This window comes from Bifidobacterium dolichotidis (assembly GCF_003951975.1).
Classification (GTDB): Bacteria; Actinomycetota; Actinomycetes; order Actinomycetales; family Bifidobacteriaceae; genus Bifidobacterium; species Bifidobacterium dolichotidis.
Map to the genome: position 1 here is coordinate 142,834 of NZ_QXGM01000001.1, position 26,203 is coordinate 169,036.

Below are 26,203 nucleotides of genomic sequence, written 5' to 3' on the forward strand. Positions count from 1 at the left end.
GCTTCTGAGGAAACTTGCAGGAAAACTATAGGAACAAAACCGACACTGAGATGAGTAGAAAATGTTAACGTCTGTTCACCATCAGTCAGCTGTTCGTGGCTCGCCTGTACAGTGAACAGCGTACAGAGGTCTTGGAAATCTCTAGACCCAAGGAAAACGAGGTGCACTATGTGTGACTGCAAGAACTACTTTGCTGATGCATTCGATCCAAACTACCTGCACTGCTCCAACGGTGTTCAGGACTACGCAGCAGGCGCTGCTGGCCCATACATCGCTACGACGCACGTGCCAAGCGAGTACGGCCCAACCTACGTGGCCTGAGATCGGCAAATCGGCTTGCATACGTCCGTAAGCAGTATGAGCTGCTTGCGATCACTCTCAAAACAAGAGTGAATGCTATGCGAATAAATCGGTTGCGTGTATGCTAAGTACACGCAACCGATTTTTGTTTGAAACGAAACACATTGACGGGCATAGAGGGGGTACCCCTAGAATGTCATTCACAATGCGCTCGCAACAACCTTGGGGTGACGAAGAGTAGCATGTGCAATCGGTTTCGAGAGAAAGTGGATTCCCATGACTAACGCAAATAACGATTTCAATCCAACAACGGCGTCGGATCAGAATGCCGCCCCAGTGAATGAGGCTCCAGCAACCGAGACTCCAGTGGCAGAGACTCCAGCAGTTGAGACGCCAGCCACACCTGTGAACGCAGCTCCAATGAATACTGCTCCTGTGAATAATGCGCCTGTGAACGAAGCGCCTGCTGCAAACGGCTATGCCAACCCATACGAGCAGCCAGCAGCTCAGACGGCTCCAGCACAGCCTGCTCCACAGACGATGCCTGCATACACGGAGCAGCCAGCCAATGGTTATGCTCAGCCAAACAATGCTCAGCAGGGTTATGCACAGCCAGGTTACGCTCAGCCAAACGGCTATGCTCAGCAGGAGAATGGCTACGCTCAGCCAAACAATGCTCAGCAAGGCTACGCACAGACAGGTTACGCACAGCCAGGCTACGCTCCTCAGGGTTATGCTCAGCCAAACGCTGGTTATGAGCAGCCAGCAGCTGGCTACGAACAGCCTGCAGCAGGTTATGGCCAGCCAACGTATGAGCAGCAGATCTATGCACAGCAGCAGGCATACTCTCAGCAGTACGGCCAGCCAAACTACGTGTATTCGTAAACCGGTGAGACGCTGCCAGCAGGTTACAGCCCACGCAACAAGATTGCCGCAGGTCTGCTTGATATCTTCTTGGGTGGCTTTGGTGTTGCTAACTTCTACCTCGGTTACACAGGCAAGGCAGTGGCACAGCTGCTGCTGACGCTGATCGGTTGGATTGCATTCGGTCTGGGTCCAATCGCCGCAGCACTGTGGGGCCTTATTGAGGGCATTATGATTCTGTGCTCGAATCAGGGCGATCCACTGCATCGTGATGGTAAGGGCGTAGAACTGTTGGATTAGTAGTTTCCATACTTAATAGCTCGGAGAGGTATACAGCCTTTCCGAGCTTTTTTATTACCTGACAAGAGGATTTTGCATAACTTATTGTCTGATAGGAGGGACTTACACACTCAACTCGATTGGCAATTGTGAAAGAGTGTGTTTGAGAAGCTCTCTCAAACTGACAGATCGTTGGAATTTAGCCAAAACTGGTTGTGGTGCTTGAGTGCTTAAAACACTTATTCACAATTGGTTGCGCAGTTGGGTGTGTAAAAAACGGTGGTCTCGAAGAACTGGCACACTGATATTGCGTTTGAGAATGGCACTCGTGTGTTCGCAGTTCTTAAGAATGGCGGAATTCCAACGGTTTGTGCGTTGAGGTATTCACTGATACGGAATTTAGCTCCGTAGCAGTGTGGCAGCGTTGGTCTTGCTACGAGCATTATGTGTTTCGAGTTAGAATCCGGGGCATGCAAGGACAAGCAGAAGCGAAACAAGTGGGCGGCAAAATGGTGCGCGTGCGCATCGATGAGCATGATCACGTCCACATTGATGGTGACTATTTCCTTGATCGCGAGCCTGATTCACCAGACCATAACTCGATTCGCCTTGCAGAGCAGGCTCTTGCGCAACTAGTTCCAGTAGCGCAGCAACAATGCAGCCAGCAGCCGTTAGATCAGCCGTCTGACCAACTGTCTGACCAGCAGTCCGACCAGCTGTCTGACCAACAATTAGATCAGCACCAATTTGCACAGCAGCAGTTCGACCAGCAACGCCTTGAACAACAGGCAGCTCAGACAATTGCACCAATACTGCATAATGTGGATTATCCGCAGATTATTGGCGTAGACGAAACAACAATTGCGCATGCATTCGTAGAAGCCATTGTTATGGCATTGGACTTGGACTACGACGAATCTGGCCAAGCATATACATCGCTGCCAATTAGCAATGATTTATCGAGTTCGATGAGTGAATCAGTAATTCGAGCAAAATGGCGAGAGCTAGGAAAACTCAGGCTCGAGATCTTTATTGATACGCCGCGTGCAGGTGTTGACGAAATGCAAATGGATGAGCAGCAAGTTGCATTAACTGCAGCAGACGGCCGCCCGCGCCTGCGTTTTTGGCAATGGAAAGAGCCAACAATCGTTGTTGGTAAGTACCAAAACATTGCTAGTGAAGTAAATGAACAAGCTGCTCGAGATCATGGATTCACTATTGTGCGACGCGCAACAGGTGGGGGTGCCATGGTTATTGAACCGCAGCGCACTATTACCTATTCACTCGTAACACCGTTGTCATGGTCGGAGTCGTTGACTGCAGACCAAACGTTCAACTTGTGTGATGCTTTCGCAGTAGCAGCATTACGCCAGATCGGCTTAACTGTTGGTTTTACGGGGCTCAACGATATTGCCTCGCCACATGGCAAAATCGGTGGGGCAGCAGAACGTAAGTATCCACAAAGCTCATCTTCTGTTCAGCATGGAGTACTGCTTCATCATACGACGATGGCATACTCGATCGATGCTGACCTTATGAGCGAAGTGCTTCAGACATCAATTATCAAAATGATGGATAAAGGTGTGCATTCAGCTCGTAGGCGCGTAGACCCAATTGTGGGCCAGATTTCTCTAAGTCGCGAAGCAGTAGTGGATGTGCTCGCTAAAACCGCAGAATTGTGGGCCTTCTCACAGCCTGATTCTGAACGGTAGCACGAGTTGAAAAGCGCATATATCGTAAAATAAAGCCCTATGTTTGGGCGGTCTGGTTTATGATAGAGCGCGTACAGCAGAGCTCAAGAAATACCTAAGAATCTGAGGAGAACCATGGACCACGTTGCACAGGGACTCAATGACGAGACCCCAGAGGCTACGAGTGTCGGTCATGGCACGGTTGAGCACATAACAGAGCCATCTGATGAGCTTGAGAGTTTAGTTTTGCGCACGGCACTGTTCCGTCGCGTCAATTCCAATCAGGCACGCAAACTGTTGCCGCTCATGCATCGCGTAGTTGTAGATAAAGGCGATGTGATCTTCCATGAGGGAGACACTGATCATCGCATGTATCTGATCGAAGAAGGACGTGTCAAACTTACTCGTGCTTCGCATGACGATCGTATTCAGCTGCTGAGTATTCAGGCTCGTGGTGAGCTGCTAGGAGAGATCCCAGTATTCGATCCTGAAGGTGGTCCGCGTACCGCAACAGCCGTTGCCATGGTCAATGGAACGAGTGTGCTGTGGGTCGAACATGATGATTTGTTTGCATGGCTCGATGAGTATCCACGCGTAGCCGTGGATATGCTGCAGGTTTTGGCCAACCGTATGCGTTCCAATAATGAACGTATCGCCGATCTTGTGTTCACTGATGTGCCAGGCCGTTTAGCAAAGACGTTACTTGATTTAGCTTCAAGGTTCGGTCGCCCAGTAGAGGCCGGTTTAGAAGTTCCTCACGATCTGACGCAGGAAGAGATGGCACAGCTTGTTGGATCTTCGCGTGAGACCGTAAATAAAGCATTGACCGATTTCACGAATCGTGGATGGATTGCTCGTCAAGGTCGAACTATCATTATTTATCAGCCAGGTGCATTGATTCGTAGATCAAAGCGCTAAGAGACGAAATCAGGGTTACGAGCCAGTTCTATGGCACGTAACCCTTTTGTATTCTCAGCTTGTAGCTCTGGTCAGCGCCTTCAACTTCTAGTCTTTTCGCAACTCTGCTTTGAAACCCCAATCCACATCGATATTTTGTGAATGGTTTGTGCGCGCTGTCCAGAATTTGATATTCGTTCTTGGACCTAAAAGTGCGCTCCTAGCATGATTCGTACAAATTTATACAGATTTTTAACAACGCAAGATGCACAGATTGCTTGAAATTCCGCGCAACTGTGCCATTTATGCGTAGGTTTGGCATAAGTAGTTCACGACACTCTTGCGATATAAGGGCTGCATCATAGAATGGAGCCTATGCCCAAAAGGAAACCTATAACTGCCAAGCGCGCTCTTGCGCTGGTACTTGCTTTCGTGACTCTGTGTGTAGCTGGAGGAGTGGTCACGAGCTTAATGTTCCTGCCATCGGTGATTGCAGCGAACAATGTGGTGAAGTCCGTAACGCCTTCCATGGAGATCGAAGGCATTGACTTTGATGTAACGACTCTGCCTCAGAAGTCGACTATGTATGCAAACGACGGCAAGACCGTTATTGCAGATTTTTATGCACAAAACCGTGAAGTTGTGCCGCTGAAGCAAATTTCTACGCCTATGCAGCAGGCCGTTGTGGCTCGTGAGGATCGTCGATTCTTCGAGCACTCTGGCGTTGATGTGCAGGGTGTTATGCGTGCATTTGTGCAGACGTACGTGAACCAGGGCGATCAGCAGGGCGGCTCTTCGCTTACGCAGCAGTACGTCAAGAATGTGCTCGCAACTAAGGCTCGCGAAAATGGCGATCCTATTGGCGAATACCACGCCACTGAAGACACTATTGCTCGTAAGATGCGTGAGATGCTCATCTCGATGCAGATGGAGCAGAAGTACACGAAGCAGGAGATTCTGCAGGGCTACCTGAACATTGCACAGTTCGGTAGCAACAGTTTGTACGGCGTACAGGCAGCAGCAGAACGCTACTTCAACACGACTGCTGACAAGCTCACGCCAGTTCAGGCCGCAACCATTGCAATGGTTACGAAGAACCCTTCGAAGTACGATCCTTCGATTCCTGAGAACCAGCCAGAAGCTGAGAAGCAGCGCAACATGACGCTCAAGCAGATGAAGGAACAAGGCTTCATCACGCAAGAGCAGTATGAGGATGCTGTCAAGCAGCCAATCGCTGAGACGCTCCACGTTCAGGACGTGTCCCGTGGCTGCATGGCTGCAAACTACGACGCAGGCTTCTTCTGCGACTACGTGGTCCACAAGATCGAGAACTCTCCAGAGTTCGGTAAGACGAAGGAAGAACGCCAGCGCCTGCTGCAAGAGGGTGGTCTTAAGATCGTCACGACTCTTGATATTGACGCAAACCAGCTCATGATGCAGACGGCTAATGAGACGATTCCTGCAAACGATCCATCGGGCATGGAGATCGTTATGGCATCGGTGAAGCCAGGCACGGGTGAGGTGCTGGGCTTCGGCATGAACCGTACGTACGACGCAACCGAGCGTGCAGCAACTGATCCAACGCGTGCTTCTATGAACTACGCTGTTGACCAGGTCGACGGCGGCGGTCGCGGCTTCCCAATCGGTTCGAGTTGGAAGCCAATTAACTTGATCGCTTGGATGCAGCAGGGCCGCTCGATTAACGAGAACCTGATCAACCCAACGAACTTCCAGACGAGCCTGTTTAGCTGCAACGGCTACACGGGTGGTACCGATAACTGGCACGTGACGAACGCTTTGACGAACGGCACCGTGAGCCCAGAAAGCCCATTCCTAGGTCTGGTCCGCTCGCACAACACGACGATGGCTTCGATGGGTTCGAAGATCGGTCTGTGCGCAGTGGCTGACGCAGCAAAGGCTGTGGGTTACCACAACGCCATCATGGGTCAGGAAGACGTCTACTCCGACGTTTCGATGCACCCAGCGCTGCTCATCGGTGGTACCACTTCTGTCTCGCCACTGACGATGGCTTCGGTCTACGCAACCTATGCAGCTGACGGCGTCGCTTGCTCGCCAATCGCTCTGAAGCAGGTTGAAACCGCTGACGGCGACAAGCTCAAGGTCCCAAGTGCTAACTGCCACCAGGCTGTTGACAAGGACATTATTCAGACGCTTGCTTACGCGATGAACCAGGGCGTTGAGCGTCCTGATGGCGCAGGTCAGTTCGGTAAGTTGGCTAACGGTCGTAAGTCGTTCCTGAAGACCGGTACGAACGAGGATACGTATGTGACGACGGGTGGCTTCACGCCTCACGAGATCGCAACGTTCGTTCTGATTGGTGACGTTCAGGATCCAAACAACAACCGCATCGCTAACATCGCCATCAACGGCCAGTACCACAGCTACTGGGATGGTGGTACGATCGCCGCTCCTGCATACGCCAAGTTCACGAACAGCTACTTGGATAAGAAGAATATTCAGGTCGATTCGAACTACGGACAGCCGGCCGCGAAGTACATGGGTTCGTCAGGTCCTGCACCGGCGAATAACCAGAACGGTCAGAACAACCAGAACAATCAGCAGCAGCGCTAAGTTCCGCTGATTCGTTCTGAGTCCGGCTCGAGTTCGGGCGTGCAGCATTATGAATGCCGCTGGTCACCAGATCAGCGGCATTTTTCGTTGTTCTGCCGCTTTTCAGTAGGGCAGCAGACTTCCATGTACGTTCCGTAATTGTTGTCTCAAGAATTTCACAGTTCCCAGCAAACGTTTGACTTTCTTGACCAAGATGGTGCTCAGAACAGCAGCACACAGTTGGTGCAGCGGTAAGGAGGAACTATGGCAAAGCATGCTCGTCCTGTTTCGACGATTCAGCAGTCAGAACAGCAGTTGGGTGCGTTCTCGGCTCAGAATTCTCAAGATGATTCCCGTCTTCCACGTCTATGTCGACCAATGCGACTCAGAGGCTTAACGATGCGTAACCGTATCTGGTTGCCGCCAATGGATACGTATTCAGCATTGGCTCATGATGGCCGTCCAACGGACTTCCATTACCAGCACTATGTGAGCCGCGCTTCTGGTGGCTTCGGCATGGTTATTGTGGAATCCACAGCAGTCACACCAGAAGGTCGTATTTCTCCATGTGATGTTGGTTTATGGGAAGACAGCCAAATTGACACATGGGAATGGATTGCGCGTGGAATCAAAAATCAAGGTGCGGCAGCAGCAATTCAGCTGAACCACGCGGGACGTAAGGGTTCTACGGGCTGTTTCTCGCTCGGATACGAGGGACAGAGCGTGCCGCTCGAGGAGGGCGGATGGCAGACGGTCGCGCCGAGCGCACTGGCGTACGGCAAGCTGCGTGAGCCGCGCGAACTGAGCGTCGATGAAATTCATGAGATTGTACACAAGTTCCGTGATGCAGCGTGGCGAGCGATGACAGCGGGCTTTGATGCCGTCGAAATTCATGCAGCACACGGTTACCTGCTGTCGGAATTCCTGGATCCGCTGACGAACCTGCGTCAGGATGAATACGGTGGCAACCTTGCCGGTCGTATGCGTATTCTGCTGGAAATTGTTGATGAAGTGCGTGGTGTTATTCGTGAGGATATGCCGCTGATTGTGCGCGTTTCAGCAACCGATTGGGCAGAAGGTGGCTGGGATATTGCACAGACCGTAGAGCTGGCTAGCGCGCTTAAGGCTCATGGTGTGGACCTGATCGACGTTTCAACGGGCGGCATTATTGACGGCGTGACGATCCCAGTCAAGAAGCTGTACCAGGTGCGATTCGCTGATGAGGTACGTCGTGGCGCGAATATTCCTACAACGGCCGTCGGCTTGATTACGAAGCCAAAGCAGGCGGAACACGTGCTTAAGGAGCATATGGCTGATGCTGTGGAAATCGGTCGCGCGGCATTGCGCGATCCATCGTGGCCACTGCGCGCTTATGCAAAGCTTGGTGTGCCAACTGAGCAGACGCCGTATCCACCACAGTATGTGCGCGGTGCGTTCAAGGTGAAGGAATGACTTGGCATTTCTAGTACAGGAATAGTCCAGCATTCCTCGTGAAGGAATAACTTGGTATTCCCAGTACAGGAGTAGCTTGGAACTGCGGCAGAAAAGCCACAAAAAAGAGTTGCGTTGTCGAAAGGGTAGTGTTTCGGCAACGCAACTTTTGTATTGTTTGGTTAGCGGGCTAAAGCCAAGCAAAATGAGCTAAAGCCAATTGAAATGAATTTGTTTGGTTATTCAGGCATCGAGGCCGACGGCCTGCTCAACGCTATCGAAGCCATCGCGCTTCAGCAGTTCGGCGAGACCGCGCTTGAGCACGCTAATCGTTTGAGGACCGCGATACATCAGTGCACTAATGAACATCACAAGGCTGGAGCCAGCGCGGATCTTGGCGTATGCCTGCTCAGGCGTGAAGACGCCGCCGACGCCAGCAATAGCAAAGCGATCGCCGAATTCACGGTAGACCTTCTTAATCAGTTCATTACCTGCGGCATAGCAAGGGGAGCCGGAAAGGCCGCCAAGCCACGTCGATGGAATATCCATGCCCGTACGATCCTTCTGCAGGTTGGCAATCGTCAGACCCTGCACATTGTGCTCGCTGAGTACCTGCACCAGATCGCGGAACTCAGGCCACGTCTTATTCAACGGCATCTTGACGAGCACTGGCTGAGGACGCTCAATACCATCCAGCGCCGTGAACAGATCATCAAGCGCATCAAGCGAAGCTGTAAATGGTTCGCCAGCCGTGGTGTTTGGACAAGAGATATTGACCTCAATCATTGCCGAACGACCAGCAGCGCGCTGCATAGAAATGCAGTAATCTTCAATACCTTCCTGGAGATCGCCAACGAGGTTATCGTTTGTGCGCGCAATAGAAATCGAAGTCTGCATTGAGTGGGCGTTATGCCAAGCTTCTTCAGCACGCTCAATAACAACGTCGGAACCGTCGTTGGCAAGGCCAACGTGCACCATCATCGAATCGTATTCCGGCAGACGATGGAACCAAGGGCGAGCATTGCCGGCGCAAGGACGCGACGTGGTGGAACCAATCGTCTCAAAACCGAAGCCAGCGTTATCGAGTAGAACTGGCATATCGCAGTTCTTATCGAGGCCTGCTGAAAGACCGAATGGGTTGGCAAAATCAACGCCCATAACATTGGTCTCCAGCACAGGATCGGTGTAATTCAGCGTAGAACGCAAAAGCCACATTAGTGGTGAAATCTTCGCAGTTACGTCACAGAAGCGGATCATTTGGTCATGTGCCACATCTGGCGTGTGATTAAACACGAAGTGTGGTTTAACTACATGCTTATAAGCAAAAGTGACGAGGTCTGTTGTCGCCTTATTAACTGCGTCGTGCAACGAATTCTCGGAAACATAGCTCATACTTGACCATTGTGCCACGAATCTGAAATGAACGATATAGCATTTTCGCTGGCGCTTTTCACACAGATATCAGCAATTTTGCACTGCCTGTGGGTAGAGTAAAGTGCGGAAACGTTGAGTACGGTCGTAATGAGACCGACGAGAGCGGGGTGAAGCCAGTGAGTCTAGGTCGTGTATGTGTGGTGATGCCAACGTATAACGAACGTGAAAATCTTGAGCCCACGCTTTCTGAATTATTCGCTCGCAATCCCGGCATTGATGTGCTTATTGTCGACGATTCGTCGCCTGATGGTACGGGTCATGCAGCTGATGTTATTTCTCGCGTTATCGCAGCCCGTACGGGTGTGCCTGGCATGCGCGTGCTTGCAAAAACGAATTCGCCGCTGTCTGGTGCAGCACCTGCAACTGGTCTCGAGTGCTTCGTTGACGAGCAGGGCGCTCCAGTGTTCGCCTCGTCTGACGCTTCGGTCAGTACTGAAGAAGTAGCTCGCGCACATCGTGTTAATCAGTGCACGAATGGTTCGCATCTGCATGTATTGCATCGCAAGGCCAAGCAGGGTTTGGGCTCGGCTTATGTGCAGGGCTTTAGCTGGGCGCTCGCTCACCATTACGATGTAATTTGCGAAATGGATATGGATGGTTCGCATCGTCCTGCTGATTTGCGTCGCATTTTGGGTGAGCTTGAGCGACATCCTGAAGTTGATGTTGTACTTGGTTCGCGTCGAGTTCCCGGCGGCCGTACAGAAGACTGGCCTTGGTATCGCGACGCTATTTCGCGCGCTGGCTCGCTCTATTCTCGCGTTATGCTGGGCTTGGATATTCGTGATATGACGAGCGGCTTCCGTGCTTATCGCGCGTCTGTTTTACGAAGGATTGATTTATCGTCAATCGAAGCGAACGGTTACGTGTTCCAAATTGATATGACACGTCGCGTAATCGAAGCTGGCGCAATTGTTAAAGAAGTGCCAATTACATTCCCCGAGAGGACTCGAGGCCACTCGAAAATGGATGGTGCCATTGTTCGAGAAGCCATGAGTCGAGTCACTCGTTGGGGATTGCAGCGTAGGTTCAAGCGCAATAAGCGCTAATTGTGCTAGCTGATGTAAGTAGCACTAACTCATGTAGTGCTAGTTGCTATGAACTTGTAGTGTTCAGAGGCTGAGCTCTTCGAGCTCGGCCATAGCTTGAATAATGCGCTCGGCAGTTAAGTCAGGTACGGCGTTATAGAAGCCGGAACCTTCACGCGTGGCATGGGCTGCAACAATCTGCGCATTTTCTGGCGTATATCGCAGACCCATTTGTGCCATCCTATGTGGCAAGCCAACCGAGTTATAGAACGGCAGCAGTTTCAAAGCCTCTTCGCGCTTACCTTCTACGAGCAATTGCAACAGCACACCATAAGCAACTTTTTCGCCATGCATAGAAGCAGCAGAGCCTGGCAGCTGCGTTAATGCGTTATGAACGGCATGTGCACCTGACTGTCGTGCAGCAGCACCACCAAAGCCGCCCACAATGCCAGCAAGGCCCAGATTCGTATCAATTAGCATTTTGACGGAGCTTGTTTTGGTTTGGCCATCGCGCAAATCGGAAAGAGCAGGTTCACTGCATTCCAGCAAGGTGTCGCGCAGGAGCTTGGCACCATGTGCAGAAAGACGATCAAACGCAGTTAAACCTTCATGCGCGGCCTTGATCTCAAACACAGGATCGCTTTCGTAGAATTTGGCAATCGTATCGCCAATGCCACCGACCATGCTTTCCACAGGAGCTTCAGCAATAAGTGCTGGATCCACAAGCAGCAAAGCGCTATTGGACTTATGCATAGGAGTGCCAACATAGCGATGCTGATCGTCATAGTTGACTGAGCAAGCAGAGAATGCTGCGCAAGACGAGCACAGTGTGGCCACAATAACAAGTGGCAGATTCATAATTTCGGCCATATTCTTAGCCGTATCGCTAAGCTTGCCAGCGCCAATAGCCACAATGACATCTGGATTATATTTATGTGCTTCTTCAACAAGCTCTTGTGCATTGCGTACCGTTGCAGATCCGTCATAGCGCAATGTTGGTGCAAAGAAATCGTCAGCACCCGTGTAGTCCAAAAAGGCTTGTGCTGATTTAATACCAGTCACAATAATTGGACGCACATAGTCTTCAAGATAATGAGTAACGCGCAGTGCGGCACCGGCTTCACTCACATAACGATTTGGTCCTGGACGCACATCAGAAGGTAGTACGTTACTCGTCATAAGCTCTCACTTCCATTCGCGTTTAGTGATGGTGTAGGGGCAATAGCATGTTGCAGAACAGGCGGTTTTGATGGAGCATATTCGTTTCGGTATGCTTCCGTAATGCACTTGTGCTGCACAACGCATTGAGAAGAGACAATAGGGATCAGATTGGCAAAAATATGTTGTACTTCTGACGGGTTGGGGCTAAGAAGCGAACATTTATTTTGCTGAGCGATGACTTTAGCAGCGTTAAACACGGTTTGAGTGGCTCTGATTCGCATTGTGGAAAGTGAACAAAACCGCACAATGCTTACAAAAATCAGGACTTTGTTGTTTTTCATGTGCCTTCGCAACACCCAAGTGTTCGTTTGGTTTTGGTATTTGATTGAAAATGTGCGATAATGTTCACATGATTTCATCACAACGTCAACATTTGATTGTGAGCCGCCTTCGCACGCGAGGTGCTGTGCGCATTTCGGCATTGTCAAAGGAGCTTGGCGTTTCGGCTATGACTATTCGCCGTGACATTGCCGAGCTCGCTGACAAGGGGCTGCTCAAACGCGTCCATGGTGGTGCCGTTTCGACGAGCACACTGCTCAGTGAGCCTTTGTTCTCGGTTAAATCGCAGATGGACATTGGTCTGAAAGATGCGATTGCACAAAAAGCAGTTGAATTTGTGCAGCCAGGTGATGTTATTGCCATCGGCGGTGGTACCACTGCCTATGTGTTTGCACAGCATCTGCTTGAATCGCAGAACGCAAACGGTATTACTATTCTTACGAATTCGATTCCTGTTGCCGAACTCGTACAAGCGCTCGAGTCCAAAGACGTAGAAGTTATTGTGACTGGTGGCGTTATTACGCGCTCGAATTCGCTTGTTGGCCCAATTGCTGACAAGGTTATTGCATCACTGCGCGTGAATACGGTGTTCTTGGGCACGCATTCGGTCTCGATTCCACGTGGCTTCCTTATGCCTAATTCGCTTGAGGCAGCAACTGATATGGCCATGATGGATATTGCTGACCGCACGATTATTCTTACCGACCACACCAAGTGGAGCAGTACATCATTGTCGCTGTTTGCTCGCTTCGGCCAAGTGGACACGGTAATAACCGATGATGGCCTTGATGCCGATTCGGTCGCCAGAACTCGAGATCTCGTCAAGGAACTTGTGCTGGCACACCCAACTGAAAACTCAGAAGAAGAAAGTGAGCAATTGCCATGATTGCACAGGATGCTTCGGCATCGGTCTGCGGAAATCAAAGCGCAACGAAGCGCGACGGCTATACCCCCACAGCCTACGCACGTGAACACATCCGCATCACACCAACGAAGTTGGCGGATGGACGCGAGTTTTTCTACATTGACGACAACCCCCTCTACGTTTCCGGACAGAAGACTCGAGAACTGAAGGATCCGCGCCAACTGGCGTACCGCTTCTCGGATCAAATCGCACCTGACGGAACGCAAGTTCCTTACCCAGCTCCAGAAATGCGTCAGGATCCACTGACGGGTGACTGGATTCCAATGGCAACGGCTCGTATGAACCGTCCAATTACGGCTGGTCCGGGAGCTACGGCTAAGGGCAACCCACTTGCAGCACGCAAGCCGGGCGACCCATATCAGGACGGCGAAGTTCCAGATACTGATTACGACGTCGTTGTGTTCGAAAACCGCTTCCCATCAATGGTGCAGGTGCCAGGTGCTTCGAACGAACTGCACTATGTAGATGGTTGCAAGCTGTGGCCAGTCAAGCCTGCTGCAGGTCGTTGCGAGGTTATTTGCTTCGATCCAAATGAGAAGGGTCTGCCAGCAGATCTTTCGGTTGAGCGTCTTCGCACAGTTGTTGAGGCATGGGCATTCCGCACTGCTGAAATCTCTAAGATTGACGGCATTGAGCAGGTGTTCCCATTCGAGAACCACGGTGCTGAAATCGGCGTGACGCTGGCTCATCCTCATGGCCAGATTTATGCATACCCATTCGTGCCACCTCGTATGCGTGCAGAACTTGAACACACGCAGGCTTACTGGGAGCGTACGCGCGGTAACTTGCTGCGTGACATTATGAACGCTGAAATCGAAGCCGCAGAACGTATTGTTATGCGCAACTCGAGCTGGGTGGCCTATGTGCCAGCTGCTGCTCGTTGGCCATTGGAGGTTCACGTTGCTCCTGTGCGCGACGTGCTGACGCTCGATGAGCTCAACGATCAGGAACGCTGGGATCTGGCTCAGATGTACTCGACGCTGCTCAAGCGCGGCAATAAGTTCTTCGACAAGGGCGACGGCAAGGGTATGGATCTGCCATATATTGCCGCTTGGCATCAGGCTCCTGTGCACGACGAACGTCGTGAGCACTACCGCCTGAACCTGCAGTTCTTCTCGTTCCGTCGCGCTGCCAACAAGATTAAGTATCTTGCTGGTTCTGAGTCCGGTATGGCTGCCTGGATTTCTGATACAACGCCTGAATTAATTGCCGCTCGCTTCCATGAGCTGGGCCCAGTCGATATTGCGTAAGCCAATCGACTTCAATTAATTCATTCCTGAATTGTTCGCCCGCCCGCGGAACAGTGCCCGAGTTCCGCGGGAGAGTGGGCATATTTGAGTAGTACACAATCGTTTTGTGTACTTGTGGATGGTTTATTTCTGCTCTATCCACATAACAATTTTTGCCATAGATGATCAAAGGGGATGCACAATGGTAGCTGTTCAATTTATTGAACCAATGCAAGATGAGCAGGCAGCTCGCGCAGCTGAAGAGCTCTACATCAAGACGTTTGGTAAGAAGCCTGAAGGCGTTTGGGCTGCTCCTGGTCGCGTGAACTTGATCGGCGAGCACACTGATTACAACGGAGGTCTGTGCCTGCCAATTGCTTTGCCTCATCGCACGTATGTGGCTATGGGTCGTTCTGATGCAGGTGCTTATGCCATGCGTGTTCGTACGGTTTCCGATGTAGATCCAGAAAACGTTGCTGAAGCAAACTTGCAAGGACTTGAGGCTGGCCAAGTTGATGGCTGGTCCGCTTATGTTGTTGGTGTTGCTTGGGCGCTGCGTCAAATGGGTTATCTTGATGTACAAGGTTTTGACGCTGCCTTTGTGTCTTGCGTGCCTCTGGGATCAGGCTTGAGCTCTTCTGCTGCAATGACCTGCTCAACAGCTCTGGCATTAAGTGATTTGGCTGGTTTGGGTCTTTCCGATAGTGACGAAGGTCGCATCAAGCTGATTAATGCAGCTATTCGCGCAGAAAACGAGATGGCAGGCGCTTCAACGGGCGGCCTTGATCAGAACGCATCAATGCGCTGCGCTGAAGGTTATGCAATCCGCCTTGATTGCAGGCCAGGTCTGTCGGCTCTTGAATCCGTGAGCCGTGTGCCAGTGGATCTGGATGCTCGTGATTTGGAGCTACTTGTGCTGGATACCTGCGCTCCTCACCAGCTCAATGACGGTCAATATGCAGCAAGGCGCAAGACTTGTGAAGACGCTGCAGCAAAGCTTGGTGTAGAGAATCTGCGCGTTATTGCCGACAAGATGCAGGGGCTTGATGATCAGCAGAGAGCTCAATTTATGGACGGCATTTTTGCGCAACTTGATGATGAAACGATGATTAAGCGCGTGCGTCATGTTGTCACAGAAATCGAGCGCGTGGATCAATTTATTAATGCGTTTAACAAAGGTGAAATTGAGCGTGCTGGTGAACTTCTTAATGCATCGCATGATTCGTTGCGCGATGACTATGAGGTCACAGTACCTGAGCTCGATGTTGCTGTGGACGTCGCTCGTGAAGCGGGGGCATATGGTGCTCGCATGACGGGTGGTGGATTCGGTGGATCCATTATTGCTCTTGTTGATAAGGGACAAGCACAGCCAATTGCACAGCGCATTGCTGACGAATTTGAACGTCGTGGATTCAATGCTCCTCGTGCACTTCCTGTGGTCGCATCGGCAGCAGCACACCGCGTATCTCAGTGATAATAACGGTTTGTAATAATTTGCACATTAAAGTGTATATAAATTGTGAAGAATATTGACCGAAAAAATATCGGTCTGTATCGTGGTGGGAGGCCAGAGAGAGTAAGAAGAGTCAGCGCTCAGAGATAATGCGAAAATGCGCGCATTGTCTTAGCATCTTTAGCAAGGATTGAAACTATTCAAATCCTTCGATGTGAACTTATAAGCGCGAAAGGGGGGACTGTGGCCTCTAATAAACAGCAAGACGCACATTCGACCAATTCGCCGGATGACAACGTTCAGCCTAACACCAATGAGGTTGCAACTTCCTCCGATCAGAAGCGATCTTCACAAGACATAAACAATACTGAGCAGGTTCAGGGTTCAGCTAATGAACAAAGTGCCGAGCAGGTTCAAGATTTAACCAATGAACACGAAGCTGAACAGGCTCAGATGTCTGATGAATCGCAAGATCTGAGTACTGCGCAAAGCGCTGACTCTTCTGGACTTTCCGACGATTCCAAAACTGATACTGCGAAATCTGATGCAGAGAAATCTGATACTGCGAAATCCGATACTGAGAAATCCGTCGGAAAGCCTCAAAAGAAGAAACGACAGATTGGCCTGTTTAGCTTCATCTCGCTGATGATGGTCATGCTGCTCATAGGCCTCGGTCTGGTGCTGTATCCGACAATTGCGGACTTACACAATCGGAGAGTTGCCTCGCGTGCAGTAGGAAGCTATGTGGAGGCGGTTGCAGATACGCCTCAAGATACGCGAGAAGATGAGCTGAAAAAAGCTAACGAATACAACAAATCACTCGTAAACCAGGGCAATATTCGTTTTAGCCCTCGAGAAGAGCAGAAAAAGGTTTACGACTCCATTCTTGATGTAACGGGCACAGGCATTATGGCCTACTTAACCGTGCCAAAACTGAGCCTGAGTGTGCCAATTTATCACGGTACATCCGATACAGTGCTGCAGATTGCAGCAGGTCACCTTGAAGGTTCGAGCTTCCCAGTAGGCGGTCCTTCAACACACGCAGCAGTTTCTGGCCACACAGGTTTGCCTTCGGCCATGCTGTTTACTGGTCTTGATCGCTTGACGCAGGGTGATACATTCTCGGTCACTGTGTATGAAGAAACGTTAACGTACGAAGTTGATGCAATTCATGTTGTGGAACCAGATGATTTGTCTCCATTAGAGATCCAAAAGGGTCGCGATCTGATGAGTCTGATCACCTGCACGCCATATGGCATTAATTCGCACAGGCTTATTGTGACTGGTCATCGCATTCCAACGCCAGATAACTTGCCAAGCCGTGGTGAGGTTGAAGCCGTTGCAATGTGGAAGGATATCGGCCTCATCGTTGCCATCGTGCTGGTTGTTGGTGGTGCCACGTATCTGATTCTTCGTCGCCGTGGGCGCACAGCACTGATGCAGCACGGTGTGCGTAAGAGCCATCACCGTTAAATACATCAGCTGCTGAGTCTGAAGCACTGTGAGTCTAAGTAACTGGCAGTCAGCAGATCTCATTGGCAATAGCAAAGAGCTCGTAGCATAGACTGCGGGCTCTTTTTATTATGCTGCTTTCAGCTCGATTGCTGGACGAAGCGACCCGATAGACATACCGTATCGATAGGGTAGGGGGAGTCAGCTCGAGTCAGGCAAATAAGGAGACTCATGAATAAGGCAATCATCACCGTTGTCGGTCAGGACACCGTCGGCATTATCGCACGCGTTTGTACGTATCTTTCGGACCACACCATTAATGTGCTCGATATTTCGCAGACGATTATTGATGGTTTCTTTAACATGATGATGATCGTGGATTACACCAAATCTGATGTGTCTTTCGAGAAAATCGTTGAGAATCTTGACACTCTCGGTGAAGATATTGGCGTGCGCATTCGTTGCCAGCGCGAAGAGATTTTCACCAAGATGCATCGTGTATGAGACGCGATGCCAGTGAGGCAAAGAACGCCACAGTGGCATCACAGCAGTAAAAATCTCAAATATCTCAACTTATAACGGCGTAAACGGGAGAACCACACCATGCTGAACATCATGGAAGTCCACGAGACGAATCAGATGATCGAGCAGGAAAAGCTCGACGTGCGTACGATCACGATGGGCATTAGCCTGGTGGACTGCGCTGACGAAAGTCTTGAACAGACGTGCGCAAATATTTACGACAAAATCGTGCTGTATGCCAAGAATCTTGTGGCTACGGGCGAGTCCATTGAACGTGACTTTGGTATTCCAATTGTCAACAAGCGCATTACGGTGACGCCAATTTCACTCGTCGGTGCGAGCTGCTGCAAGACGAGCGAGGACTTCGTGCAGATTGCACACGCACTTGATCGCGCAGCAAAAGAAGTGGGCGTTGATCTGATTGGCGGTTACTCGGCACTTGTGTCGAAGTCGATGACGAATGCTGAAGAGCTGCTGATTCGTTCGCTGCCACAGGCACTGAGCGAAACCGATATTGTGTGCTCGTCAGTCAACGTTGGCTCGACGCGTACGGGCATTGATATGGATGCTGTCAATATGCTGGGCGGCATTATTAAGGACATTGCTTGGAATACGCGCGACATTGATTCGTATGGTTGCGTGAAGTTCGTTGCATTCTGCAACGCTCCAGACGACAACCCATTTATGGCAGGCGGCTTCCACGGCGTGACCGAGGGCGATGCCGTTATTAACGTTGGCGTTTCCGGCCCTGGCGTAGTGTCTCGCGCACTCGATGAGGCTGTTGGTCACGATTTTGAGTTCCTGTGCGAAACGATTAAGCGCACGGCCTTCAAGATCACGCGCGTTGGCCAGCTCGTGGCTCAGGAAGCTTCGAACCGTCTTGGTATTCCATTCGGCATTATCGATTTGTCGCTGGCTCCAACGCCAGCTCCTGGTGACTCGGTTGGTGAAGTGCTCGAGAAAATCGGTCTGGCTCAGGTCGGTGCTCCTGGTACGACGGCTGCTTTGGCAATGCTCAACGATCAGGTCAAGAAGGGCGGCATTATGGCGTCCTCGTATGTCGGTGGTCTTTCGGGTGCATTCATTCCTGTTTCTGAAGATAAGAACATGATTGAAGCAGCTAAGAGCGGTTGCCTGACAATTGAAAAACTCGAAGCTATGACCTGCGTGTGCTCGGTTGGTCTTGACATGATCGCCATTCCAGGCGATACCAGCGCTGCCACAATTTCAGGCATGATTGCTGATGAAGCTGCTATTGGCATGATTAACCAGAAGACAACGGCTGTGCGCATTATTCCAGTTGTGGGCAAGGGTGTTGGCGAAATGGCTAACTTCGGTGGCCTGATGGGTTATGCGCCAATTATGCCAGTCAACAATGCAAGCTGCGAAGCATTTGTTTCGCGCGGCGGCCGCATTCCTGCACCAATCCACAGCTTCAAGAACTAACACATAAGACTTACTCTGTGGAGTTTTGGCAATACAAAAGGCTGGGTTCCTTACGGGGCCCAGCCTTTTCGTATGCGTAATGCTATGCATTGAAAAGCTTATGTATTGAAAAGCTTATGCATTACCAATCGTTGTAGTTGAAATTCCTTGACGGAATCACTCGATGGAATTCCTCGCCAACGTTACTCGAAGAAGCTGCTCGATGGGATCACTCGCCACCCTGGAAGCCCAGCTGACGCCATGCTTCGTAAATAGCAATGGAAGCGCAGTTCGTCAGGTTCAGGCTGCGCAGGCTTGGACGCATTGGCAGACGCACCTGCTCAGCAACATGAGGACCAAACATAATGTCAGTTGGATCAGGAATATTACCTGGCTCAGGACCGAACAGCAGAATGTCATCTGGACGGTACTCAATATCGGTGTACAGCTTCGTAGCGTGAGCCGTAAAAGCAATAATGCGCGAATTTGGCATCGACTCAACAAGGCTATCGAAGTTAGGGTGCAGCACAACATGAGCCATATCGTGGTAATCAAGACCAGCACGACGCAGCTTCGTGTCCTTCAGGTTGAAGCCCAGTGGCTCAACCAAGTGCAGAATCGTGCCCGTCACAGCGCACAGACGAATTGCCGAACCAGTATTACCTGGAATACGAGGGGAGTAGTAGCACAGATGAGGCGTCGACGTCGTCATCTTGGCAGCATCCTCAGGCTTCATCATCGCGTCCACAACCGAAATAGGGTTGCCGTGAGCATCGGTCACGAGCTCATCAGGACCATAATTCGATTTGCGATATCCATACTCAAACATGCTCTCCACCTGCGTTTGTGGATCAGCGGATTGAGGATTAGCTTGCTGCTGTTCGTCGGCCATATGCGCCCTTTCGCTTGAACTTGCTTCTCTCGCTGCTAACCGCTCCAGAGTAATGCGCTTAAGCGACACGATACCCACCCAGTTACGCTGTCACTCGTCTGGTTGAACGGCCACAATAGTCGGCATGGAAACAAGCAAACAACGTGAAACTCGAGCAGAACGCGCACGTCTAGAACTCGCAGCTTGGTGGGAGACGAGCGCTCGCGATTTGCCATGGCGATTCGGTCGTACTACGCCTTGGGGCACGCTTGTTTCTGAAGTTATGAGCCAGCAGACGCAGATGTCTCGTGTTGTGCCGTATTGGCTCGCATGGATGGAACGCTGGCCAGATGCTCGTTCGCTGGCCGCTGCTGCAAAAGCTGATGTGATTTCCGCTTGGGGTCGCTTGGGCTACCCGCGCCGCGCTCTGCGTTTACAAGAATGCGCGCAAGTGGTTGCCGAGCAGTACAACAACGAGCTGCCGCAGACTTATGACGAGCTCGTCGCACTGCCGGGTATTGGCGATTACACCGCCAGCGCAGTTTTAAGTTTTGCATTCGGCAAGCGCATTGCCGTTATTGATACGAATATTCGCCGCGTCAATACGCGCGCGTTTGAAGGTACGGAGTCGTTGGGTGGTGCCGCTTCTCGTGCTGAGCGTGAGCTCGCCAACGAGTTACTGCCGCTGGATATTCGCGAGTCCGTGGTCTGGAACGAGTCGGTTATGGAACTCGGCGCTGTATTTTGCACGGCTAAGGCTCCGCTGTGTGATCAGTGTCCGATTCGTGAGCAGTGCTTGTTCTATGCGAATGGTTTGCCGGGGCTTGGTCAGAAGCGTACGCGTCCTCGCCAGCGCTTTAAAGGAACCGATCGTATGGTGCGCGGCTTGGTTTTGCAGGCCCTGAGAGATTCGAATGGTGTTGCGCTTGAGTATGCGCAGGTTCAGCAACTCTGGAAAGATCAGCTGCAGCTCGACCGTTGCGTCGCCTCGCTTGATGAAGACGGCTTAATCGAAATCGGCCCCGACCGTTCTGTTTCGCTACCTGCCTGATCAGCGTTGGTCTGTTTTAATTTGCACATCGACTTGGCGTTGGCACGGCTTTGCTTACGTACCAGCTTGGCGTCGGTCTGACTTTGCTTACGTACCAGCTTGGCTGAGCTGTTTTCTTTTTACTTCTGCTGTAACGCGTTTGGTGAAGCTTAGGTAAGTGATGACACGCTCTTACATAAACGTCATTACACTTGGGCTTCATGGATCAGCACTCACCTCATGCAAATAATTCGCGTAAAGGCGCACAGCGCCCTCATATGACCGTCTCATCGGCTCGCGAAAGCATGCATAATGCTGCCCAGCAGGTTTCGAGTGTTGTGAAGAAGAATGTTCCAAAACTGCGTGGCAAGCTTGACGATTTGAAGCAGTCGGTCCAGCGTGCGACAGCACGTGATGCTCGTACATCGGGTCCGCATAACTCGTCAGCAACGAGGTCGCATCAGTCGAAGTCTATGCAGTCGAGGTCTTCGCAATCGAGGTCTGCACAGTCGAGGTCTTCGCAATCGTCTCGTACGTATCAATCACGGTCTTCGCAATCAACAGCTACGCGTGGTTCGCAGAAATCAACAAGAACAGCTTCTTCAAGCTTTCCAAAAGTAAGTAATGCAACGCGAACGCAGCGCAACACGAAGACGAACAGGCCAACGCAGAGCGGTCTGAAGAACTCGCAGAAAACGGGTCCGAAGAAGACAAGCTCGCAGAAGACTAGCTCGAAGAATAGGGCAGGGCAGAGCTGGACGAGGAACAACCTTCCTAAGAAGGGCCCGGGCAACAAGTTCAACCGCAGGAAGTACTGGAAGTACGTTCGTCGCCGCGTGCTCGCGGGTATTGCGGCTGTGCTGGTGCTGGCCGTTGCAATTCTGTGCTTGGTATCGATTGTGCGCGGCTTCGCACGTATTGATGCCAACGCAAAGCGAGCCGACACTATGGCCATTGAGAAGTCGGCTGCACCAATCGTGCCGAAGAAAAGCGATGTCAAATCGTGCTCGGCAGATGATATGAAACTGTCTCTTATTCCGTCGTCAAATACGACGGGCGTTGGTGGATCAATTGAGTTCACTGAAATGGCAACTTATACGGGAACGAGTCCAGAAGGCTGCGTGATTAACGTGGCTCCAGATGAACTCGTGCTCGAGATTAAGTCGGGCGACGATGTGATTTGGCGCTCGGATGCTTGCCAAGCACTCTATGATCCTCGACTGCTGTTCGACGATAAGGACGGACAGAAGTACGAAAACAAGGTGAACTGGAACACGAACCGTTCGTCGGATCAGTGCGTGGCTGATGAGCAATTGCCTCACGTCAGTGCTGGTTCTTATGTGGCCAAGTTGTTCCTGAAAGACGATCACAAGACGACAAGTGATCCAGTTATGGTCACGGTTGAGTAGTGAATAGCGGAGCTGTGAGAAATTCACGGAACCCGAGGGAATAACCTCGCGACACGCCGTAAACTTCAATATTTTTGGAGACTTGGAATATATACCCCCTTCATCGGGTTTATTGTCTACGCATTCTTGTAATGTGGAGAAGCTGCGTATAGGTGTGTCAAATAGCGGGCATGCTTGCAACGAAGAAGCGCCCGCACTATCGGCATATGGCGGCCGGCGTCCTGCTTCTTCCGGTAATAAGAATTTCGATTCAAGAAGAGCGATAAGGAACGTCCATTGGCTGAAACTGAAGCTACGACGAACACCACTGAAATCATCGCACGCGCCGACCAAAGGGATATTGACCTTCACAAGGCAACGGATCGTGTGAATTTCGGTTCTATCCGCGAACCTATTGATGTGCCATATCTGTTAGGCGTCCAGACCGACAGCTTTGACTGGCTTGTTGGTAACGAACGCTGGAAGGCACGTGTCGCAGAGGACGAGAAGAACGGTACGCACACCGTTCAGCGCATCTCGGGCCTCGATGAAGTTTTCCAGGAGATCTCTCCAATTGAGAACTTCGCACAAACTATGAGCTTGACCTTCTCTGATCCATACTTCGAGGAGCCACGTCACACGGTTCAGGAGTGCAAGGAGAAGGATTACACCTACTCGGCACCACTGTATGTGAACGCTGAGTTCGAGAACGGTGAGACTGGCGAAATCAAGTCGCAGACCGTCTTCATGGGCGACTTCCCACTGCAGACGCCTCACGGTACGTTCATCATCGGTGGCACGGAGCGCGTTATTGTTTCGCAGCTCGTGCGTTCCCCTGGTGTGTACTTCGACCGTTCTCGTGACCGTTCTTCCGATAAGGAAGTTTTCGGCGCAAAGATCATCCCAAGCCGTGGTGCTTGGCTTGAGTTCGAGATCGATAAGCGCGACTTCCTGGGCGTGCGCGTGGACCGTAAGCGTAAGCAGTCGGCCATCGTGTTCCTCATGGCAATCGGCATGACGAAGCCAGAGATCCGCAAGGCATTCGAAGGCTACCCACTCGTGCTTGACGCTCTCGAGAAGGAAACGATTGACTCGCAGGAAGAGGCTCTGACCGATCTGTACCGCAAGATCCGTCCAGCCGATACGGCAACGCCAGAAGCTGGCCGTAACCTGCTCGATTCGTTCTACTTCAACACGAAGCGTTACGATCTGGCACGCGTTGGTCGTTACAAGATCAACCGCAAGCTGGGTCTTGAGAAGGACTTCAACGACCGTAGCCTGTCCCTCGAGGACATCGTCGCTACGCTGAAGTACCTCGTGACGCTGCACGCTGGCGGCGCAACGTTCGCTGGCAAGCGTGACGGTGAAGACGTTGAACTGCGCGTGGACGTCGACGATATCGATCACTTCGGTAACCGTCGTATTCGCCAGGTTGGCGAGCTCATCCAGAACCAGCTGCGTACGGGCCTGAGCCGTATGGAGCGCGTGGTTCGTGAGCGTATGACGACGCAGGATGCTGAAGCTATTACGCCTCAGTCGCTGATCAACATCCGCCCTGTGAACGCAACGATTAAGGAGTTCTTCGGAACTTCCCAGCTGTCGCAGTTCATGGATCAGAACAACCCACTGGCTGGCGTGACGAACAAGCGTCGTCTGTCCGCTCTGGGTCCTGGCGGTCTGTCCCGCGATCGCGCATCGATGGAAGTGCGAGACGTGCACCCATCCCACTTCGGCCGTATGTGCCCAATCGAGTCTCCAGAAGGTCCAAACATTGGTCTGATTGGTTCGCTCGCAACCTTCGGTCGTATTAACCCATTCGGCTTCATTGAGACGCCATACCGCAAGGTCGTCAACGGCCACGTGACTGACGAAGTTGAGTACATGACCGCTGATCGCGATCTGGAACACGTCATTGCACAGGCCAACCAGAAGCTCGACAAGAACGGCAACTTCATTGAGAAGGACGCCCTGGTACGAGACGCTGCTGGTGAAGCAGAGGATGTGCCAGTCGAGATGGTCGACTACATGGATGTGTCCCCACGCCAGATGGTTTCCGTTGGCGCTTCGCTGATTCCATTCCTTGAGCACGATGAGGGCCACCGTGCATTGATGGGTACGAACATGCAGCGTCAGGCAGTGCCACTGATTAAGTCGGAACGCCCACTCGTTGGTACGGGTGCTGAATGGCGTACGGCAGTGGATTCGGGCGACGTCATTCTGGCTGAGAAGCCAGGTGTTGTTGTCTACGTGTCTGCAGACATCATTCGCGTGATGAACGACGATGGCACCGTGAGCTCCTACAAGCTCGCTAAGTTCCAGCGTTCGAACCAGACGACCTGCTACAACCAGGTGCCACTCATTAAGGATGGCGAACGCGTTGAGGCTGGTACGGTTCTGGCTGATGGTCCAGCAACCGAAAAGGGCGAAATGGCACTGGGTAAGAACCTGCTCGTTGCCTTTATGCCTTGGAACGGCTACAACTACGAGGATGCTGTCATTATTTCTCAGCGCCTTGTGCAGGACGATACGCTGTCTTCGATCCACATCGAAGAGTACGAAATCGATGCTCGTGAAACGAAGCTCGGTGCTGAAGAGATCACGCGCGATCTGCCAAACGTTGGCGAAGACGCTGTGGCAAACCTCGACGAGCGCGGCATCATTCGTATTGGTGCTGAGGTTGAGGCTGGCGACATCCTCGTCGGTAAGGTCACGCCAAAGGGTGAGACCGAGCTGACGCCAGAAGAGCGCCTGCTGCGTGCAATCTTCGGTGAGAAGAGCCGCGAAGTTCGCGATACCTCGCTGCGTGTGCCTCACGGCGAGACGGGTACCGTCATCGCTGTTAAGGAAATCACTCGCGAAGACGCTGAAGAAGACGGCGACGAGCTGCCAAGCGGTGTCAACCAGATGATCCGCGTGTACATCGCTCAGCACCGTAAGATCACGCAGGGCGATAAGCTCTCGGGTCGTCACGGCAACAAGGGTGTTATTTCGCGTATTCTTCCTGAGGAAGATATGCCATTCTTGGCTGACGGTACTCCAGTCGACATCATGCTGAACCCACTGGGTGTGCCTTCTCGAATGAACTTGGGCCAGGTGCTCGAGCTTCACTTGGGCTGGGTTGCTCACCAGGGCTGGGATATTTCGCTTGATCCTGATCTGGAAGCAGAGTGGAAGCAGTACGTGCCAAAGGGTGCTGAGAAGGCAGAGCCAGGTACGCCTGTGGCAACGCCTGTGTTCGACGGTGTTCGTCAGGACACGTTGAAGGGCCTGCTGTCCACGACGCTTGCTGACCGTGATGGCAACAAGCTCGTTGGCTCCGATGGTAAGGCAACGCTGTTCGACGGTCGTACCGGCGAACCATTCCCTAAGCCAATTTCCGTCGGCTACATGTACATGCTGAAGCTGCACCACCTCGTCGACGATAAGATTCACGCTCGTTCGACTGGTCCATACTCGATGATTACGCAGCAGCCACTGGGCGGTAAGGCTCAGTTCGGCGGCCAGCGCTTCGGCGAGATGGAGGTCTGGGCACTCGAGGCTTACGGTGCTGCATACACGCTGCACGAAATGATGACGACTAAGTCGGATGATGTGGACGGTCGTGTCCGCGTCTACGGCGCAATTGTGAAGGGTGAGAACCTGCCACCTGCAGGTATCCCTGAGTCGTTCAAGGTGCTGCTCAAGGAAATGCAGTCGTTGTCGCTCAACGTGGAAGTGCTCAACGCAGAAGGCGTTGCCATTGACATGAAGGACGAAGAAGACGATCCTGTTTCCTCTTCCAACGATCTGGGCTTTAACATTGGCGCCCGTCCGGACGCTGCTGCCAAGGCAGACCAGGTAGTTGACGCGCCTGAATTCCAATGATTGAAGAATTCAGTATTGCGCCGGGTGCGGTGAAAGAAACGTGCCGCACCCG

Annotated in this window: 20 protein-coding genes; 17 read left to right on the plus strand and 3 right to left on the minus strand. The window is 51.7% G+C overall.

The window, feature by feature from the left end; translation table 11 throughout:
* The first annotated feature begins 168 nt into the window (after nucleotides 1-168).
* From D2E26_RS07445 to D2E26_RS00575, 7 genes are all read left to right on the plus strand, one after another.
* Nucleotides 169-321 (plus strand): hypothetical protein, encoded by a 153-nt coding sequence (locus tag D2E26_RS07445; RefSeq protein WP_164515809.1) that lies wholly within the window; start codon nucleotides 169-171, stop codon nucleotides 319-321.
* Between the two features lie 255 nt (nucleotides 322-576).
* Entirely contained in the window at nucleotides 577-1,185 is a 609-nt protein-coding gene (locus tag D2E26_RS07540) for a hypothetical protein (RefSeq protein WP_241218807.1), read from the plus strand.
* Between the two features lie 42 nt (nucleotides 1,186-1,227).
* Nucleotides 1,228-1,464: a TM2 domain-containing protein gene (locus tag D2E26_RS00555; RefSeq protein WP_420897194.1), complete on the plus strand. Its 237-nt coding sequence runs from the start codon at nucleotides 1,228-1,230 to the stop codon at nucleotides 1,462-1,464.
* Between the two features lie 449 nt (nucleotides 1,465-1,913).
* Nucleotides 1,914-3,155, plus strand: coding sequence for a lipoate--protein ligase family protein (locus tag D2E26_RS00560; protein ID WP_125962774.1), 1,242 nt, complete (start codon nucleotides 1,914-1,916; stop codon nucleotides 3,153-3,155).
* A gap of 114 nt (nucleotides 3,156-3,269) precedes the next feature.
* On the plus strand, nucleotides 3,270-4,052 hold the full coding sequence (locus D2E26_RS00565) for a Crp/Fnr family transcriptional regulator (RefSeq protein ID WP_125962775.1): 783 nt from the start codon (nucleotides 3,270-3,272) through the stop codon (nucleotides 4,050-4,052).
* Nucleotides 4,053-4,406: 354 nt separating this feature from the next.
* Entirely contained in the window at nucleotides 4,407-6,623 is a 2,217-nt protein-coding gene (locus D2E26_RS00570; RefSeq protein WP_125962776.1) for a transglycosylase domain-containing protein, read from the plus strand.
* 357 nt (nucleotides 6,624-6,980) lie between these two features.
* Nucleotides 6,981-8,054, plus strand: a complete 1,074-nt coding sequence (locus D2E26_RS00575) for an NADH:flavin oxidoreductase/NADH oxidase (RefSeq protein WP_241218849.1) — start codon at nucleotides 6,981-6,983, stop codon at nucleotides 8,052-8,054.
* 222 nt (nucleotides 8,055-8,276) lie between these two features.
* Here D2E26_RS00575 and D2E26_RS00580 read toward each other — a convergent pair whose 3' ends face one another.
* A complete protein-coding gene (locus D2E26_RS00580; RefSeq protein ID WP_125962778.1) occupies nucleotides 8,277-9,425 on the minus strand; it encodes a quinone-dependent dihydroorotate dehydrogenase in 1,149 nt (382 codons plus the stop codon).
* Nucleotides 9,426-9,610: 185 nt separating this feature from the next.
* On the opposite strand from D2E26_RS00580, the gene D2E26_RS00585 reads away from it, so the two are divergent.
* Entirely contained in the window at nucleotides 9,611-10,513 is a 903-nt protein-coding gene (locus tag D2E26_RS00585) for a polyprenol monophosphomannose synthase (protein WP_125963342.1), read from the plus strand.
* A 63-nt stretch (nucleotides 10,514-10,576) separates the two neighbouring features.
* Here D2E26_RS00585 and D2E26_RS00590 read toward each other — a convergent pair whose 3' ends face one another.
* On the minus strand, nucleotides 10,577-11,671 hold the full coding sequence (locus D2E26_RS00590) for an iron-containing alcohol dehydrogenase family protein (protein WP_125962779.1): 1,095 nt from the start codon (nucleotides 11,669-11,671) through the stop codon (nucleotides 10,577-10,579).
* A gap of 391 nt (nucleotides 11,672-12,062) precedes the next feature.
* Between D2E26_RS00590 and D2E26_RS00595 the strand changes: the two genes are divergently transcribed.
* The 6 genes from D2E26_RS00595 (at nucleotide 12,063) to D2E26_RS00620 (ending at nucleotide 19,019) form a co-directional block, all read left to right on the plus strand.
* Nucleotides 12,063-12,878, plus strand: coding sequence for a DeoR/GlpR family DNA-binding transcription regulator (locus tag D2E26_RS00595; RefSeq protein ID WP_125962780.1), 816 nt, complete (start codon nucleotides 12,063-12,065; stop codon nucleotides 12,876-12,878).
* Nucleotides 12,875-14,167 (plus strand): galactose-1-phosphate uridylyltransferase, encoded by a 1,293-nt coding sequence (galT, locus tag D2E26_RS00600; RefSeq protein ID WP_125962781.1) that lies wholly within the window; start codon nucleotides 12,875-12,877, stop codon nucleotides 14,165-14,167. The genes D2E26_RS00595 and galT overlap by 4 nt, the downstream gene beginning before the upstream one ends.
* A 181-nt stretch (nucleotides 14,168-14,348) precedes the next feature.
* Nucleotides 14,349-15,620 carry a galactokinase gene (gene galK / locus D2E26_RS00605; RefSeq protein WP_125962782.1) on the plus strand — a complete coding sequence of 424 codons (1,272 nt, stop codon included), beginning with the start codon at nucleotides 14,349-14,351 and terminating at the stop codon, nucleotides 15,618-15,620.
* A 222-nt stretch (nucleotides 15,621-15,842) separates the two neighbouring features.
* Nucleotides 15,843-17,072: a class C sortase gene (locus D2E26_RS00610; RefSeq protein WP_241218808.1), complete on the plus strand. Its 1,230-nt coding sequence runs from the start codon at nucleotides 15,843-15,845 to the stop codon at nucleotides 17,070-17,072.
* Between the two features lie 210 nt (nucleotides 17,073-17,282).
* Nucleotides 17,283-17,555, plus strand: a complete 273-nt coding sequence (locus D2E26_RS00615) for an ACT domain-containing protein (RefSeq protein WP_125962783.1) — start codon at nucleotides 17,283-17,285, stop codon at nucleotides 17,553-17,555.
* Nucleotides 17,556-17,654: 99 nt separating this feature from the next.
* Nucleotides 17,655-19,019 carry a PFL family protein gene (locus D2E26_RS00620; protein ID WP_125962784.1) on the plus strand — a complete coding sequence of 455 codons (1,365 nt, stop codon included), beginning with the start codon at nucleotides 17,655-17,657 and terminating at the stop codon, nucleotides 19,017-19,019.
* Nucleotides 19,020-19,227: 208 nt separating this feature from the next.
* On the opposite strand, the gene D2E26_RS00625 is transcribed toward D2E26_RS00620, so the two are convergent.
* The gene (locus D2E26_RS00625) at nucleotides 19,228-19,890 is read right to left on the minus strand and encodes a tRNA (cytidine(34)-2'-O)-methyltransferase (protein WP_125962785.1); all 663 of its coding nucleotides are present in this window, start codon (nucleotides 19,888-19,890) and stop codon (nucleotides 19,228-19,230) included.
* Nucleotides 19,891-20,014: 124 nt separating this feature from the next.
* On the opposite strand from D2E26_RS00625, the gene D2E26_RS00630 reads away from it, so the two are divergent.
* The 3 genes from D2E26_RS00630 (at nucleotide 20,015) to rpoB (ending at nucleotide 26,151) form a co-directional block, all read left to right on the plus strand.
* Complete coding sequence (locus tag D2E26_RS00630) at nucleotides 20,015-20,920, plus strand: HhH-GPD family protein (protein ID WP_125962786.1); 906 nt, start codon at nucleotides 20,015-20,017, stop codon at nucleotides 20,918-20,920.
* A gap of 200 nt (nucleotides 20,921-21,120) precedes the next feature.
* Entirely contained in the window at nucleotides 21,121-22,308 is a 1,188-nt protein-coding gene (locus D2E26_RS07505) for a hypothetical protein (protein ID WP_206432049.1), read from the plus strand.
* A 276-nt stretch (nucleotides 22,309-22,584) separates the two neighbouring features.
* A complete protein-coding gene (gene rpoB, locus D2E26_RS00640; protein ID WP_125962787.1) occupies nucleotides 22,585-26,151 on the plus strand; it encodes a DNA-directed RNA polymerase subunit beta in 3,567 nt (1,188 codons plus the stop codon).
* Nucleotides 26,152-26,203: the final 52 nt, after the last annotated feature.

What these genes read in the sequence shown, in the direction of transcription:
- D2E26_RS07445 (WP_164515809.1), top strand. Translation starts at nt 169, where the DNA reads ATGTGTGACTGCAAGAACTACTTTGCTGATGCATTCGATCCAAACTAC.
- D2E26_RS07540 (WP_241218807.1), top strand. Translation starts at nt 577, where the DNA reads ATGACTAACGCAAATAACGATTTCAATCCAACAACGGCGTCGGATCAG.
- D2E26_RS00560 (WP_125962774.1), top strand. Translation starts at nt 1,914, where the DNA reads ATGCAAGGACAAGCAGAAGCGAAACAAGTGGGCGGCAAAATGGTGCGC.
- D2E26_RS00565 (WP_125962775.1), top strand. Translation starts at nt 3,270, where the DNA reads ATGGACCACGTTGCACAGGGACTCAATGACGAGACCCCAGAGGCTACG.
- D2E26_RS00570 (WP_125962776.1), top strand. Translation starts at nt 4,407, where the DNA reads ATGCCCAAAAGGAAACCTATAACTGCCAAGCGCGCTCTTGCGCTGGTA.
- D2E26_RS00575 (WP_241218849.1), top strand. Translation starts at nt 6,981, where the DNA reads ATGCGACTCAGAGGCTTAACGATGCGTAACCGTATCTGGTTGCCGCCA.
- D2E26_RS00580 (WP_125962778.1), bottom strand. Translation starts at nt 9,425, where the DNA reads ATGAGCTATGTTTCCGAGAATTCGTTGCACGACGCAGTTAATAAGGCG.
- D2E26_RS00585 (WP_125963342.1), top strand. Translation starts at nt 9,611, where the DNA reads ATGCCAACGTATAACGAACGTGAAAATCTTGAGCCCACGCTTTCTGAA.
- D2E26_RS00590 (WP_125962779.1), bottom strand. Translation starts at nt 11,671, where the DNA reads ATGACGAGTAACGTACTACCTTCTGATGTGCGTCCAGGACCAAATCGT.
- D2E26_RS00595 (WP_125962780.1), top strand. Translation starts at nt 12,063, where the DNA reads ATGATTTCATCACAACGTCAACATTTGATTGTGAGCCGCCTTCGCACG.
- galT (WP_125962781.1), top strand. Translation starts at nt 12,875, where the DNA reads ATGATTGCACAGGATGCTTCGGCATCGGTCTGCGGAAATCAAAGCGCA.
- galK (WP_125962782.1), top strand. Translation starts at nt 14,349, where the DNA reads ATGGTAGCTGTTCAATTTATTGAACCAATGCAAGATGAGCAGGCAGCT.
- D2E26_RS00615 (WP_125962783.1), top strand. Translation starts at nt 17,283, where the DNA reads ATGAATAAGGCAATCATCACCGTTGTCGGTCAGGACACCGTCGGCATT.
- D2E26_RS00620 (WP_125962784.1), top strand. Translation starts at nt 17,655, where the DNA reads ATGCTGAACATCATGGAAGTCCACGAGACGAATCAGATGATCGAGCAG.
- D2E26_RS00625 (WP_125962785.1), bottom strand. Translation starts at nt 19,890, where the DNA reads ATGGCCGACGAACAGCAGCAAGCTAATCCTCAATCCGCTGATCCACAA.
- D2E26_RS00630 (WP_125962786.1), top strand. Translation starts at nt 20,015, where the DNA reads ATGGAAACAAGCAAACAACGTGAAACTCGAGCAGAACGCGCACGTCTA.
- D2E26_RS07505 (WP_206432049.1), top strand. Translation starts at nt 21,121, where the DNA reads ATGGATCAGCACTCACCTCATGCAAATAATTCGCGTAAAGGCGCACAG.